Raw genomic sequence first — 14,539 nt, 5'->3', positions numbered from 1 at the left:
TGCCTGATATGTTCGCTGATTAGATCCGCGAGCGCCTGATTGAGGACCATGGCCATTTGAAGCCCTAAGTTTCCTTCGCATCATACACGAACGTTAGCCCTTCAGTCTGTTGGCCGCCTTGTCCGCAGCGTCCCGATCGCCGCCATGCTGTTTGATGATCCGTCGCGCATCCGCGGCATTGATGCCGTGCTTTTTCGCGAAGTATGCAACTTCGTATTCTTGGGTGCCTGAGACCAGGCGGCGATCTGCGGCGGTTTTCGTTTTGTCGTCTGCCATCAGAGGTCCTCCTCGTTGATCGGAGGACAACGCAGAGGGGAATCGCAGGTTCCCAAGCCTAGAGTTTGTATCGGCCGAGTTCCCCCGCGCACGGATGCGCATCGCTAATCCTGGCGGGTTAGAGAAGCATCTTCTGTTCCCACGCTGTATCGATTCCGTTCGTACTTATTTCAGCTATTCATGATGCATCGTAGGCCTCATGCTGAATGACATTCGCAGCGAAGGGGCGGAGGAATACCGACGCCTCTACCGAACCGCCCGCTGGCGCGGGTTGCGTGAGCAACAGCTTGCCTGCCGACCTCTTTGTCAGTGGTGCTTGGAGCTCGAGATTGTCGAGCCGGCCACTGAAGTTCATCACCTTGTTGCACGCATCGCGGCGACCTCGTTCCGTTCTGGTCAGGGCCTTTTCTCAGCACCTGCGGTGTGACGAGTTGGCGCAGGCACGCGGCCAGGAGCTCTACAAAGTTCTGAACTCCCCGCAGGGCGCCCGCATGGAGCCGCTCGGCATCGTCATCTCGAGCCTGGCGAGCGCATCTACCTTGGCCTCGATCTGTCGGGTGTGAATGACCTTTGCGTTGGTCGGCGTCTCCGCGGAGTTTGGGGGCGATCGAGTTGGCGCCTGGCATTGGAAGCCGCAAGAGTGGCTGCTGCATGACCATTTGCGTGTTTCAGTAAGTCCCGGACACCGATTTCAGTAAGTCGCGGACGGCAATTCCGCTCGTCGGGTTAGGCGCAGAAGCGGACGACGAGGGCAAGGTAGAAAGCGGCGTGTACAGTGGCACCATACAACCGTGTGTGCAGTGTTAGTGCAGTTGACATAACGCACCACATGACCCATATAAGGAGCATAGTTTTCGAGGTGGGAACGGCTTCCCCACGCGCCACACCTTGTGTGGTTAGTAGTCGAAAGACCAAGAGATGCGGACTTTAGCACCCGCCGAAAACGAATCAAAAGCCCGCCGTTTCGGCGGGCTTCTCTTTTTGGGCTGGGTCTGTCAAGCAAAGGACATCCTCTCCGCGCCTACAAGGCGCGGCGTCGGTCGTTGTCTTGATTGTTGGCGAACAACGGTTTTGGCACGCCGGAAGATGATGGGTGCCCGTCAGGAGTCTGGCTTCTCTGCGAAGTCGGCGCGCAACCGCTTCATGATCGGGTCGGATGGAGGGGCATCTCAATCTTTTTTCCGAAACTGTCAGCCTGAGCTGACGTCCAGCCCCGCCTCGAGATTGCCCGCCCACTCGTCCCTGAACGGGACCTCTATCCGCGCGGCGACGCGGAACCCTTAACTCGCTCTCTCAGGCGGCCTTGGCCTCCCAGCGATAGGGTGTGTTGTCGACCCACATCCGATGCAGGATGATTGCCAGGCGTCGAGCCACCGCCACGGTAGCCTTCGCCATATCCCGCCGACGAGCGACGGAGAGGCCCCACGCCTTCAACGGCGAGCTCCGCTTCGAGATTCGCAGCAGGATCCCGGCGGCTTCGACCAGCGCCCATCGTATACCGGCATCACCGCACTTCGAAATGCCCCGGTCCCGATCGATCTCACCAGATTGATAGCGCGAGGGCGTCAATCCGAAGTGAGCCGGGACGGATCGTGATCGGCCGAAACGCGCTGGCTCGTCGACTCCGGCCCGGAAGCTCAGGGCGACCAGCGGGCCGACGCCGGGCGCCGTCATCAGCAGCTTGCAGGTGTCGTCACTCTCGGCCAGCCGTTCCATCGCCTTTTGCAGGTGCTGAAACTGCTTTCTCAGCACGCGGCGGACTTCCAGGAGAGGGTCGATCACCAAGCGCAGATGCGGGGATTGTTCGAGCAACTCGATGATGCGCCGCTCGAACTGCAGCCGGGTCACGGCGCCAACCTTGAGGCCAAAGTTGCGCAGCAGGCCGCGCAGGTTGTTCTCCGCATCGAGGATCTTGGTCTGAACGAATTTGCGCGCGGTGAGCAGCATCCGGATCTCTTGGCTCCGGACGGTTTTGACGTGCACAGGCTTGAAAAGCCCGACGCGCATCATCTGCGCGATCCCGCGGGCATCGTTGCGATCGGTCTTGTTGATCTGCGCCGAGAGCGCGGCCTTCATGTGCCGCGTCTCGACGCAGATCACCGGATAGCCTGCGGCAGCCAAGCCGCTGTAGAGCCACTGCGACAGCGGTCCGGCCTCCAGGCCGACCCGCTTATACGGTCCGCCGATCGCATGAAGCAGGGCGCCAATCGCATCCGGCTCGCTTTCAACCTTGCTCTCCCGGATGAGCTTACCGCTCGCCTCCATCACGCAGACGCTGGTGGTGCGAATAGACACATCAAGACCGACAAACAATTCCATGGCAGACCTCCTAATCGGTTGAACCATTGGAGCCTGCCCGGAAGACCGATCTCCCGCTACTCCCATGCAGGGAGGCCGCCGGAGCCCCAATCATCCGATCTTTTTTAATCCGACTTGGCCCTAGCCACGACGCTTCATGGCGGCACGCCGTAGCATGAACGTCCGTATCTCATTCTCAGATGTTTCCGGCCACTCTGATTTAACCCCCTGGAGCCAAGCCGCATCGCTCTCGCCAACATCGGGGCGCAGTCGCTCAAAGCGCAGCAGTTCAGTTTCTTGCCATGCCTCTTGGATTTCTCCTCGACCATTGTGGAGGCAAGCAGAGGCAACTGCGGCCATCGCGATCACCCAGAGTGCGTTTGCTTCAGCGCCGAAATACCAAGCGGCAAATCCCGCAGATCCAGTCAACAAAGCTACCCCAGCTCGGTTGAAATAGGTCCTTGGATCGAGCGAGAATCCCTAACATACCCTTCCACCAGCGAGTCACCTCAAAGTACATAAGGAAGATGATTGACCATGCGATTGCACCGAGCACATGCGACGTCGCACCGAACGCCCACGCCAAGGTGGAGACAGCCGAGCATGCAAGTCCTGTCAATACGCGCTGACGAATGATAGATAAAGCGCCGCATATCACCCCAAACGACCGCTCTATGCTAGCAAGACGCATCACGCTTTGCACGCGCTGCGCGCGCCTGGCAAGGCAACTCGAACTCGCCGCGCCAAATCCCGGCGCCGTTAGAGCGCGCTGCCCGTTGCACGCTAGCGTATGAGCCCTTGCTGTATCTTGCCCAATCCACCGCGTTGCCGCTTTCGACGAGCCAGCGATTGACCTCGCGGCCGTGGGCACGAAAGCACACGCCGACGAAACGGTCATACCGGTCGAGGATTTCGCAGTGGGCAGGGCGGGACATGGCGAGGAAGCGTTCGAGTGCGAATGCTGCCTCCTTGCCGCAACGATAGATGCGCCGTCGCCGTCCTCGCAGTTTTGCCAGCTCTCCGGCGCGTCGACACCGCGAAGGCGAATGATTTCAATGGTGTCGCCGTCGATGGCGGTTGCACGGCCGGTGGTCGTGTCGGCGGAGTAGGCGGGGTCGAGGGAAATCGCGGAAACGGCGACCGCTAGGAGAGCAGAGGGGAAAAGAGGAGACCTCATTTGAGGCTCAGAGACGAGCCGACGCGCTTACCTGCGGCACTGGCGTCGGCCCCTTGCTCATGCGCATCTCGACTACCTGCAGCTCGACGTGTAAGCCGCGATAAGTTGCATTGCGGACGGCATCGTTGAAAATCCGCATCGCTTCGCGCAGGTTCTCGGCGGCCTCGCGCTGTTCTTCGGTCATTGTCGTGTCCACCTTGGTTTAGTAAGAGGGCTGATGCGTCGCACGTTGGGCATGCGCCTCGCAAGGCTTGGAATCTGCCCAGCCGGATAGCGGGCGCGCCGCGTCGCGCAACCCGTTCTGCCAAGGTTTAAGAGGTGGCAAGGATGAAGTTGACGCCAAAAGAATTGAGAGTTCTTTTTTCACATGCGGCGGCAATCTTCAAACCGAGATCGCTTATCTTTCCGCGTTCAATCGGCGATATTCCGAATGATAAAACGTTGTTGCGTGAACTGAGGATTGGAGAGCGGAAGACCATCTACCTGAGTGATCACGGTCTTTCCAATTTCGCGAGAACAGTCGAATTGATAGATAAATATAATTATTTCGAGGGAAAGGCTCAATACTCTGACGTCTGGGACGCATGGAGGAAGGTGGTAGAGGGTTGGCTGGCGCAGAGGGAGATGCCAGAGGGAGCCAATGAAGTTCTAGATGCAGTCTCTGCGTGTCTGAGCGTCGATATACGATCCCATCAGTTTCTAGTTCCAATGTTTGGAGCAGTGCTGGAAAGGGGGAGTTCATACCAAGTTGGGTCTATGACGATTCTGCGTGATCCCGTTGGCTGGCTGGACTTGGCCGGAGTTTCTTGTAGCTCTTCAGAGATTACTTCGGTGCTTGAGGCAAGTGGTGCCAGGCTTTGGCTCCTCGGCTCTGCATACGGCACTGCCAAAGTGGCGCGACGTGTGTTCTCAGAACATGCTGCCTTAACCATTGGTCTGCTCGCGATTGCGGCCGCCGCAAAATACGAACAGGGCGCCGCGGGGTTCCGGATAAGCACGGGCATGACAGCCGAAGATGCCCTGGGAAGATCGGCGTGGATGTCTTGGGACGAAAGCGAAAAAGCTCTGTCTACACATTACACATTTCCTAGAGGTCAGCCATTTGCGGTAGATGCTGAACTATCGCAGGACTCGGACGGGATGCGGATGATAGAAATCGCATTCTCAATATTGGATAAATCCGAAAAGACCGAAGTGGAATTGGCGATAGAAAGGGCTGTGTACTGGTTCTACGATGCGCATCGTGACTCGGCATTAGTCATGAGAATAGTAAAATACTGGAGTTGCGTCGAAGCTTTTTTTTCTATTGAAAGAGAACGTATAACTCACAGCGTTTCATCTGGACTTACGAGCGTTTTAACATTTGGTGGGTTTAGATTTGTAGACGTTGATCATTATAGAGAAACGAAGAATGCTATTAGCAGGTTGTATGAGTTGAGATCGCAAGCTGTTCATCGGGGCGATCATCGGCATGTTACGGAAGAGAATGTCGCTCAATTTAGTCAATGGGTTGCTTGGATGATCATGGAAATAATTTCTTTGTCAGATTGTGGATACACCACACTTCAGCAACTGAAGAGTGAGGTGGATCGCCTAGATAGCATCGCCTTGTCCACCCAAGCTGGGGGCGCCTAGGCGCGCCGAACGCCGGGGCTGCCCTGCGCGTTAATCTGGATGGCCAACGCATCCTCGAGAAAGCCGCCCGCAGCGCCGCCCGACTACATGCCGGCGCGGGTCGACCCTTGTCTGGCGATGCTCGTCGACAAGCCTCCGACGGGGGCGGACTGGGCCTTTGAGGTGAAATGGGATGGTTACCGGCTCGCCGTACATATCGAGCCCCATCGCGTGCGCATCATCACGCGCGGCGGCTACGACTGGACGGATCGCTTTCCCTCAATCGCGTCCGCAGCGCTACAGCTCGAAGTGCAGTCTGCCATCCTCGACGGGGAGGCGGTCGTGCTCGACGAGCAGGGCCGCTCCGACTTCGGCATGCTGCAACGGGCGCTGGGTCGCCGCCCTGCTTCGCATGCCCCCGATGAAATCATCTTCTTTGCCTTCGATCTTCTCTATCTCGATGGCTGCGACCTGCGCCGGCTGCCCCAACGCGAACGCCGACGGCTGCTCGAGCAGGTTCTCAATGGGCGAGACGACGCCATCCGGCTTTCGGAAGAGGTGGAGGCGGACGGGGATGAGTTCCTGCGTATCGCCTGCGCCCACGGGATCGAAGGTATCATCGCCAAGCACCGTGAGCGCCCATACCGCCCAGGCCGGCGCTCAGACTGGTTGAAGATCACCTGCACGCGGCGCGACAGCTTTGCGACGGTCGGCTACAAGCCGTCGGTTGTGTCTGGCGCCATGGGGCGATTGCTGCTGGCGGCACGCCGAGGCGGCGAGCTCGTCTATGTCGGCGGCTGCGGAACCGGATGGACGCAGGCGGAGTCGAGGAAGCTACGCGAAGTGCTGCAGGAGATTGCGACGGACTCGCCGGCGGTGAACCTTAAGCGGAAGAGCGCGGTATTCTGCGAGCCAGTGCTCGTCGCTGAGGTCGAGTATCGCGCCTGGACGGACGAGGGCAAGCTGCGGCATCCGTCGTTTAAGGGGATACGGGAAAGGGCGGACGATGCGACGGTATATGAGTTGAAATAGCGGCCCGCGAAAGAGGCGGACCCGCAGGAGCGATCGGCGGCGTGACAGTCTCCTCGGAAGCAGATGTCGCACAAAGGTATCTCGGGGTTCGTGGCCTCCCACCAACGCATCGGGCTGCCACAATGGAGGCACTCGTCTCCGCGCGCGCCAGCTCCGCCAGCTCAGCACGACGCATCGCTGCCTTTTGGGCTACCGCTTCCCGTTTAATCGCATCGTCGCGTCGCTTTAGCTCGGCTGCCCGCTCTTCGTCAGTAAAACCGCTCACCTACGCACTCCTGCCGTCTCACTCCCCTCGTACAAATCACGCAGGGGCAGGAAGCCATATCCCTCCTTACGACGCTGCCCGGCCATATGCAGCTACACTGGAACACCTGCATCGCAGCGCTGATGGCGGTACGGGCCATCCATCTAATCTGGCCATGGCATGCAAGCGCTGCATCAATACGCGCGGCGAGCGTGACTGGTTTAGCTACGCTTCCTGGCGACGCGACGAGTTTTAAGAACACCGAGCGCACCTTGCCACCACCAGCCGCCAGGCTGCCGGCTCACCACCGGATCAACGCGCTCCCGGCGACGGTTCACACTGGCGCCAGCCCTTCGCTCTTCGTGGGCGAGGGGACTTTTCTGTCATGCGTACACTCATTCATCGGCGGTTCAGCCTCCACGGCGCAATCTCATTAGCACCGAGGAGGATCCCTTCATGAGTAAGTTCTTATCGGCCCTCACAGCCGCAGTCTTGACTGCGTTTTTCGCTTTGCCGTTAATCGCTGCGCCGATCTTCGCCTCGAAACTCGAGCACGTGCAGATGGGCGCGGTTGAGCAGGTCAGACAGCGGCGCAATTGGCGAGACAACTATTGGAACAGGCGGGACGCTTGGCGCTCATGCCGATACTACGGCAGGTGCTTCCCACGCTACGACTACAGCCAGAGTTACGGCTACCGCGACGATTACCGCTACAACCGTCGCCCGGGCGTCAATATTTACTTGAATTTCTAGCGACTGCTGGCGGTTGCATCTTCCATTAAGGAGGGTTTTTTCCGCCTCGCTACGCACTAACCCATTTGGGCAGCTTTTGCCGGCGCGAGATGCCATCTACCCTCATGACGCGAAGATCTGGCGGAGAGGGGCATGCGTTACCGCCCACACCTGGGCCGTCCGCAGAGACGGTCTGTACTGTCCTATCCTGGCCTGCTGATCGCCGCGCTTGCCGTCGGTGCAGCCGGGGGCATGACTGCGGGCGACCTTCTTGCCTCACTTACTGGCGGTTCTGCTGGACCCTGCGATATCAAAGGCAATATCAGCATCGACACCGGCGAGCGGATATTCCACGTGCCTGGTCAGAGATTTTACTCGCAGACAAAGATCAGCCCGCAATATGGGGAGCGTTGGTTCTGTTCGGAGTTCGAGGCTTGGGCCGCGGGGTGGCGGAAGTCGAAGGTGTGACGCGCTGCCGTCCATTGATGACTATCGCAGATCGGACAATCTGCTGGTGATCGTGAACTTGAGCCCGGTACTCGGATCAAAACTAACGTCCTCGACCGCGTAGACAGCGACATAGGCCAGTCAAGTGAATCCCGACACCGTCCCTTGCGCGTCGCGGCCAGTGCCTAAACCACTCGGCCACGCTTCCTAGAACGGTTTTCAGGCACCCGGCCGCAACTGTGGCTTGTCCCCGATAACAGATCGGGACGTCGTGATTGGAGCAGGAGGACGCGTCGCGTCGGATTTGTCCGCTTTGCGACGGTCTTGTTCGGCGAGCCACCTCGAAGCACATCCACTCAAGCCTTTGAACGACACGGGAAAAAAGATCTGCCACGCTCCCGGCCCGACTGGCACGATATTTGAGTCTCCTTCGAGCGGGGCGCTGGCGACCTGGTGACCGCAAGTGCTCTGCCGAAAACGGCCGAGCGCAATCGGTGGAGTAAGGCTCCATCACAATTGTCTGCGCCTCGCGATGTCACGTCTTGACGTGCTCGAAAGGTCACCGACGGTGGGTTGCGCCGATTGTGGCGCGTTTTCGAAAGAAAGGAACGAGTATGAAGAAGCTTGTATTTTCTGACCTTGAAAAGCGCATCTCCGCTATCAGCGAAGAAGACGCAACGTACAGCAAAGGCAAGATTATCCTCGTCTAGGCTGTAGATCCGGGGGCGAAGTCAATGCGCGACTTCGCCCTTCCTTTTGAGCGAGGCATCTCGTGGAGTATGCAAAACCCTTATTAAAGCGGTCCCACCATGTTCTCGTAGCAGAGGACGGGAGCATTTGCATCGGTGAAATACCCGGAAAATCAAAGATCATCCAGTCTCCTCCGCCTTGGGTTGCACTTGTGCTTTCGAGACTAGACGGCGAGCATACAATGCCGAGGATACTGAAGGAGCTTAAGGCAGAACATTACGACGTCACGGACGGTGACGTGCACGATTTTGTCTCAGCTCTTGCTGGCTTCGGACTTATTGAAGAGAGCTCCCGATTTTCCAGCTTGTTGAGCTCAGAGGAGATCGAGCGCTACGACAGGCAGGTGCTGCAATTCTCACTCATCGACGAAGATCGGGTGGATAATGCGACAGCCTATCAGGAGCGGTTAAAGCAGGCCCGTGTGCTCGTGCTGGGAATGGGGGGTTGGGGAACGTGGTGCTCCCTCCTCCTTGCACGTTCCGGAATCGGCACATTGCGGATCGTGGATGGGGACGATGTCGAGCTTTCCAATCTCAATCGCCAGGTTCTCTACAACACCACTGATCTTGGGGCACGAAAAGTAGATGCCGCGGCCGCAAACGTTCGGAAGCATAATCCGCATGTTCGCGTCGAACCCTTTTACGAGTTTGCCCTACCGGATCGTGTTCGCTTGGGAGAGCTGCTGAAAGGAGTTACCGTTGCAATTCTGGCTTGGGCGAGCTTGGGGTACTATCGCAAGGACAGCGTCGAGAGGATAGTCCACGAGATCGCTCGCGATCGGCAGATTCCGGTGATCGAACTTGGCGGTGACCCGCTCGATATATCGGTCGGTCCAATTTATCTCAATGACGGCAGCCACCCCTCATTCGAAGACCTGCGGCGCATTTCTCAAGACCGATTCTATAGTGATGACGCACTGGTTAGAAGCTTCCAGGAAGCCCGGCTGAAAAATGAGTTCGCCAACGGCAATCGCAGCGTCAACGCGTGGCAAAGCTCACCATCGTTGGCGGTAATGGCGGGTCTTGTAGCCGATCAGGTCCTGAAACTTATTACAAAGTACGACAACTGCAACCTCGTGGGGACGCGATTCCACATGTCGTTAAGGACATACGCGACGCGTGAAGAGGTGCTTTTTGAGCAAGATTGAATCGCTGCGCGAGACGTTTGACGTCGAAGGGTTCGTCTATTTCGACCTATCCGAATTCCTGCCCGGCTTGCCGCGGATCGCCGAGGGCGTCGAGAGGATCGAGGATCGCTTCTGGTCAGCAATCATCAAAAATCGAGATGGTGTGGCGGATTACTATCAGGACAGCCGGGCAGCCGCTGCTCACGAAATGGCAATCGCCGATTATACAGCTGGCGAATTCTCCTATTCGTTCAAGCGTTTGGAAGACACCCCAACCAGCAACCGGAACTTCGTATTTTGGGGTGTGAAGACACTCTTGTCTTCGGAACCCATGTTTGAGCTCTTGAAGCAGATCACCGGAAGACAAGCCACGGCCATCCGGCGCTTCTACTTCAACCGGTTTGACGAAGGGGAGTTTCTATATACGCATACAGACCCGGGCCAGAGTTTCGGTCTCGTTCTAAATCTGACGAAGGGGTGGGAACCGAACCATGGCGGCCTCACGATGGTGCAGACCGATGATCGCAAGGCGATTAGAGCGTGTTTGGTCCCGACCGAGTTTCAGGCGCTGATCTTTGATACCAGCGCCCGCTTGATTCCGCATTTTGTGTCGATGGTGACTGCTCGGCCGAAGGCAAAACGAATAGCAGTAGTCGTCAGGTATGACGCGGAATAATAGGGCGGCCTTTGATATGAGGTCCTTGCTGGCCCTGCTGGCCGGGGGAGCCGTGGTGTTGATTTGGAGCACAGCGTTCTCCCTTTCTCGCGAGGCAATCAAAGACTTGGGTGTTTGGCCCTTTCGCTTTTACAGTCTACTGGCGGGCCTTCTTCCAATAGCTGTATTCCTTCCTAAGAGCATGCGGGAGCTTCGAACAGCGTCAATCGAAGAACGACACAACACGCTCATCGTTGCAGTCATCAACGGGTTCGTCGTGTCGACGGTCAATGTGATCGCTCTTGCATTCTTTCCAGCGTCGGCGGTTCTGACGTTGATGTACACGATGCCCGCCATCACAAGCCTGATCGAGATTGTGTCGGGAAAGCGCCTCCATCCGTTCGCAATGCTTGCACCCATCGTAGCCGTCGTCGGCGTATTGTTGTACATCGGTGGCAGCAGCTTCGGGGCGGGTGCCATACTGGTGATCATCAACGCGAGTGCCTGGGCTTTTGCAACAATCTTGGCGGGAAAGCCTTCCCACTCAATTTCCGGGATCAGTAGAGTAGCGTTGCAATGCATATTGGCTTTCGTCCTGAACCTTCCTTTCTTCTTCATTTTCACGGTGGTGCCTAACGGATCAATTCCGCTTCCAAGCTGGAACGATGTGCTAGCTATTCTCTATTCGGGTGTGTTGAACGGTGCTGTAGCGTTTTGGCTTTGGTACTACGCAATTGCCGGCATCGGCGTCGGCAGGGCCGCGTACTTGACGCTGCTCGTGCCAGTAGCAGGAAGCGTTTTCGCTTCAACTTTTTTCGGAGATGAACTTGGCCCCCGGCAGGTTCTCGGCATCGCTCTTGTCTCCGGCAGCATGCTTCTGAGGCTTTCCGTCCCGCGATGACGCGAGGCTTCCTGTCATGAAAGTTGGTCCGTGAGTGGCCGAAGAATGCCGTTCTCCTATCTCTTTGAAATACTGCAGATGCATTGGTAGCGCCGACTGTAAAGCGACAATCTGGCTGAGATCAGCGCGACAAACTGGATGAGATTCTGGTGTCGCGGTCGTCGGCGACGGTATCATCATGATTGTCGCTGGCAAGGGCTTCGTTGGGTTCTGATTGTCGCGCAGCGTCGATCTCGGTGGCATTTCTCATTGTCGCGAAGGAAGCCGGCCTGCCGCGTTGGCGTTTGGCTTCCATTGCGGATCGACGCCGGTAGCTTTCGACATTCATTTCAAAGATGGTCGCGTGGTGGACGAGACGATCGACGGCGGCGAGTGTCATGGCGGGATCGGGGAAGACCCTGTTCCATTCGCCGAAGGGCTGGTTGGCGGTGATCATGATTGATCGCCGCTCGTAGCGCGCGGAGATGAGCTCGAAGAGCACGCTCGTTTCCGCCTGGTCCTTGGTCACATAGGCGAGATCGTCGAGGATGAGCAGATCGAACTTGTCGAGCTTGGCGATGGCGGATTCGATCTGAAGTTCACGACGTGCCACCTGCAGCTTCTGGGTCGTACGCATGAACAGCACCCGCCAACCGTTCTCGATGAGCGCGAGGCCGATTGCGGCGGCGAGATGGCTCTTGCCGCCACCGGGCGGGCCGAACAACAGGATGTTCGCTCCCTTGGCGAGCCAGCTATCGCCGGCGGCGATCGCCATGACCTGTGCCTTGGAGACCATCGGCACGGCGTCGAAGTCAAAGCTGTCGAGCGTCTTTCCCGGTGGCAATCGCGCCTCGGCGAGATGGCGTTCGATGCGGCGGCGATCGCGTTCGGCGAGTTCGTGCTCGGCGATCACCGACAGGAACCGGGCCGCTGGCCACCCTTCCTTGTCGGCCCGTTCGGCAAAGTCAGGCCAAAGGACCTTGATGGCCGGCAGGCGGAGTTCATTGAGCAGCGTGCTGAGCGTGGCGGCGTCGATGGGAGGGGCGTTTCTCATGCGGCGTCCTCCAGATGACGCGCGTCAATCAGGGCCTCATAGCCCTGAAGGGAGGCGAGACGAACGTTGACGGTGGGCAACTGTGCCGGATCGGGCGCGAAGAAAGTCCTCAGCGCGATGATGTCCGGCAGTTCGCCCGCATCGAGTGTTTTGGCGAGCCGCTCTGCCAATTCCCTCTCGCAGCCCCGATCGTGGGCCAAGGCCAGAAGCTCGACTGTGATCTTGCAGGCCTGCTTGTCGGAGAGCCGGTCGAGCAGGGTCTCGAAGGCCCTTCGGTATTCCTGCCGCGGAAACAGCTTGTCGCGATAGACAAGCTGAAGGAGCGCCATCGGCTTTTTGCGCAGCGAATGGATGACATGCCGATAATCGACCACCTGGTCGTGCTTGCCACTGGCATGCGCACGCCCTCTTTTGAGAGTCATCAGATGCGTGCCGCCGATAAAGAGGTCAAGGCGTTCGTCGTAAAGGCGCACGCGCAGCCGGTGCCCGATGAGCCGTGAGGGCACGGTGTAAAAGACCTTGCGTAAGGTGAAGCCGCCGCTGCGCGAGACCCGCACGACAACCTCCTCAAAATCGCTGGTGCGCGTTCCCGGCAACGGCTGCAGCGCCGCCCGCTCGGCGTCGATGCGCTTGCCATAGCGGGCATTACGACGGCTGACGATCTCATCGATGAAGCCGCGATAGGCAGCGAGATCGTCGAAGTCACGGGTGCCGCGCAGCAACAGGGCATCGCGGATGGCATTCTTGAGGTGGCCATGCGGGCTCTCAATCGCACCGTTCTCGTGGGCAATGCCCTTGTTGTTGCGGGTCGGCGTCATCCGGTAGTGCGCGCAGAACTCGGCGTAGCGCCGCGTCTGGTCCTCCTTGGCATCAGCATCGAGATTGCGGAAGGCGGCCGACAGGCTGTCGCTGCGATGGTAAAGCGGCGCGCCGCCAAGGAACCAGAGAGCGTTCTGCAGCCCTTCGGCCAGCGCCACGAAGCTTTCGCCACCGAGGACGACATGGGCGTGTTCGAAGCCGGAATAGGCGAGCCGGAAGTGATAAAGCAGGTGATCGAGCGGCTGGCCTGCGATCGTGATCCCCAGTTCGTTCATGTTGGTGAAGTCGGAAAGCCCCAGTCGGCCAGGCTCATGAACCTGGCGAAAGATGACTTCCTGCTCGTCGCCATTGATAGCCCGCCAGGCACGGATCCGCCGTTCCATTGTCCGGCGAACGCCTTCGCTGAGGTCGGGATGGCGGCGCAACATCTCCTCGAAGACGGCGACCGGGCGGATGCCAGGTGCCGCCTTCAGCAGCGGCACGACCTCGGCATCGAAGATGTCGGCGAGTGGATCGGGACGCCGACGCCCACGCGGCTTCTTCACTTGCGATGGCAGTTGCGCATTCTTCTCGATGCGATAGCCCGTTGCTCTACTGAGCGACGCCTTCGCGGTGGCGACCTCAACCCTGTGCTCTTGTCGTAACTTCATGAAAAGCCTCATCTGATGATCGGTTATGTGACGACCTGGCACAGAGGTGGTTCCCCGTTCTTCGAAGAACCCAACGTACCGGTCGAACCGCAATCACCAGATGAATCGGCGCGGCAGCAGCGGTAGAACTCCGTTCGGGCTACGCCCTCTCTGCGTTCCACCGCTGCTGCCGAGTCTCATCTTGATTGACGCTTCGTCTCATCTTGGTTGTCGCGCTGCAGCCGACGGCTCGCGTGAGTCTTCTTACACCATTTTTGGAAGTGTTCGACATGGTGATCGGCACGCCTGATGCCGAACCGATCTGGACCGAGTTAGGCGCGGCGAAATCGCACAGTTCTAAAGTCGACCTTCGTAACCCGAGACCTCTATAGAAGCGGCTTCGGCATTGAGCGGGAGATCAGAATGAGACGATCCGGGCGGCCCTCCACACTCGGCCGGCAGCGGGGTTGTTGCCGCTGACGAAAAGGATGCCCAACCCGTTTGTACAGCTATTGCCGACGGACGCGCTGCAGTACGATTTCCTCAGAACGACAGGTGGGGAGAGGGCATGCACTATCGCCATAGGCGCGCACAACGATCCCTGCCGTTTCGAGCGCCCGGGCTGGTGATCGCTGCGCTCGCGGTGGGTGCATCTGATGGCTTCACTCTTCCAGACCTCATTTCCTGGCGTACAGGTGGCCTTTCGGTTAGGCCCGCCAAGAACGACATTAAGGAGCGCCGGTCGACAAACCTACTCAAGCCTCAATGCCGGCGTGGGTCATCCCTGTCTTGCCTCGCTCCTCGTC

At 58.5% G+C, this 14,539-nt stretch carries 14 protein-coding genes and 1 pseudogene; 9 read left to right on the top strand and 6 right to left on the bottom strand.

What is annotated here, in order from left to right; translation table 11 throughout:
• Positions 1-93 precede the first annotated feature (93 nt).
• Entirely contained in the window at positions 94-276 is a 183-nt protein-coding gene (locus NXT3_RS23025) for a DUF3606 domain-containing protein (RefSeq protein ID WP_037377580.1), read from the bottom strand.
• 431 nt (positions 277-707) lie between these two features.
• Here NXT3_RS23025 and NXT3_RS32990 point away from each other — a divergent pair, with 431 nt between their 5' ends.
• Positions 708-839, top strand: a complete 132-nt coding sequence (locus NXT3_RS32990) for a hypothetical protein (RefSeq protein WP_272939865.1) — start codon at positions 708-710, stop codon at positions 837-839.
• 730 nt (positions 840-1,569) lie between these two features.
• Here NXT3_RS32990 and NXT3_RS23015 read toward each other — a convergent pair.
• The 3 genes and pseudogenes from NXT3_RS23015 to NXT3_RS32135 form a co-directional block, all read right to left on the bottom strand.
• A complete protein-coding gene (locus tag NXT3_RS23015) occupies positions 1,570-2,595 on the bottom strand; it encodes an IS110 family RNA-guided transposase (RefSeq protein ID WP_072642830.1) in 1,026 nt (341 codons plus the stop codon).
• A 656-nt stretch (positions 2,596-3,251) separates the two neighbouring features.
• Positions 3,252-3,751: pseudogene (locus tag NXT3_RS23010) on the bottom strand (thermonuclease family protein).
• A 7-nt stretch (positions 3,752-3,758) separates the two neighbouring features.
• On the bottom strand, positions 3,759-3,935 hold the full coding sequence (locus NXT3_RS32135) for a hypothetical protein (RefSeq protein ID WP_199773378.1): 177 nt from the start codon (positions 3,933-3,935) through the stop codon (positions 3,759-3,761).
• A 143-nt stretch (positions 3,936-4,078) separates the two neighbouring features.
• Here NXT3_RS32135 and NXT3_RS23005 point away from each other — a divergent pair, with 143 nt between their 5' ends.
• From NXT3_RS23005 to NXT3_RS22970, 8 genes are all read left to right on the top strand, one after another.
• Positions 4,079-5,386, top strand: coding sequence for a HEPN domain-containing protein (locus NXT3_RS23005; protein ID WP_104840579.1), 1,308 nt, complete (start codon positions 4,079-4,081; stop codon positions 5,384-5,386).
• Between the two features lie 39 nt (positions 5,387-5,425).
• Entirely contained in the window at positions 5,426-6,397 is a 972-nt protein-coding gene (gene ligD / locus NXT3_RS23000; protein ID WP_199773377.1) for a non-homologous end-joining DNA ligase, read from the top strand.
• A gap of 700 nt (positions 6,398-7,097) precedes the next feature.
• Entirely contained in the window at positions 7,098-7,394 is a 297-nt protein-coding gene (locus tag NXT3_RS22995) for a hypothetical protein (RefSeq protein ID WP_104840577.1), read from the top strand.
• 132 nt (positions 7,395-7,526) lie between these two features.
• Complete coding sequence (locus NXT3_RS22990) at positions 7,527-7,841, top strand: sunset domain-containing protein (RefSeq protein WP_104840576.1); 315 nt, start codon at positions 7,527-7,529, stop codon at positions 7,839-7,841.
• A gap of 593 nt (positions 7,842-8,434) precedes the next feature.
• Positions 8,435-8,530 (top strand): pantocin A family RiPP, encoded by a 96-nt coding sequence (locus NXT3_RS33365; protein ID WP_072597249.1) that lies wholly within the window; start codon positions 8,435-8,437, stop codon positions 8,528-8,530.
• A gap of 62 nt (positions 8,531-8,592) precedes the next feature.
• Entirely contained in the window at positions 8,593-9,717 is a 1,125-nt protein-coding gene (locus tag NXT3_RS22980) for a HesA/MoeB/ThiF family protein (RefSeq protein WP_337442179.1), read from the top strand.
• Entirely contained in the window at positions 9,704-10,372 is a 669-nt protein-coding gene (locus NXT3_RS22975; RefSeq protein WP_052035333.1) for a 2OG-Fe(II) oxygenase, read from the top strand. The genes NXT3_RS22980 and NXT3_RS22975 overlap by 14 nt, the downstream gene beginning before the upstream one ends.
• A gap of 25 nt (positions 10,373-10,397) precedes the next feature.
• Positions 10,398-11,252 (top strand): DMT family transporter, encoded by an 855-nt coding sequence (locus NXT3_RS22970; RefSeq protein WP_158665406.1) that lies wholly within the window; start codon positions 10,398-10,400, stop codon positions 11,250-11,252.
• Positions 11,253-11,373: 121 nt separating this feature from the next.
• Here NXT3_RS22970 and istB read toward each other — a convergent pair whose 3' ends face one another.
• Both istB and istA read right to left on the bottom strand, forming a co-directional pair.
• Positions 11,374-12,285 (bottom strand): IS21-like element helper ATPase IstB, encoded by a 912-nt coding sequence (istB, locus tag NXT3_RS22965; protein ID WP_104840574.1) that lies wholly within the window; start codon positions 12,283-12,285, stop codon positions 11,374-11,376.
• Positions 12,282-13,796: an IS21 family transposase gene (gene istA, locus NXT3_RS22960; RefSeq protein ID WP_104840573.1), complete on the bottom strand. Its 1,515-nt coding sequence runs from the start codon at positions 13,794-13,796 to the stop codon at positions 12,282-12,284. Before istA ends, istB begins: the two co-directional genes overlap by 4 nt.
• Positions 13,797-14,539: the final 743 nt, after the last annotated feature.

The sequence above is a fragment of the Sinorhizobium fredii genome (assembly GCF_002944405.1).
Classification (GTDB): Bacteria; Pseudomonadota; Alphaproteobacteria; order Rhizobiales; family Rhizobiaceae; genus Sinorhizobium; species Sinorhizobium fredii_C.
This window is presented reverse-complemented; position numbering and strand designations above follow the sequence as displayed.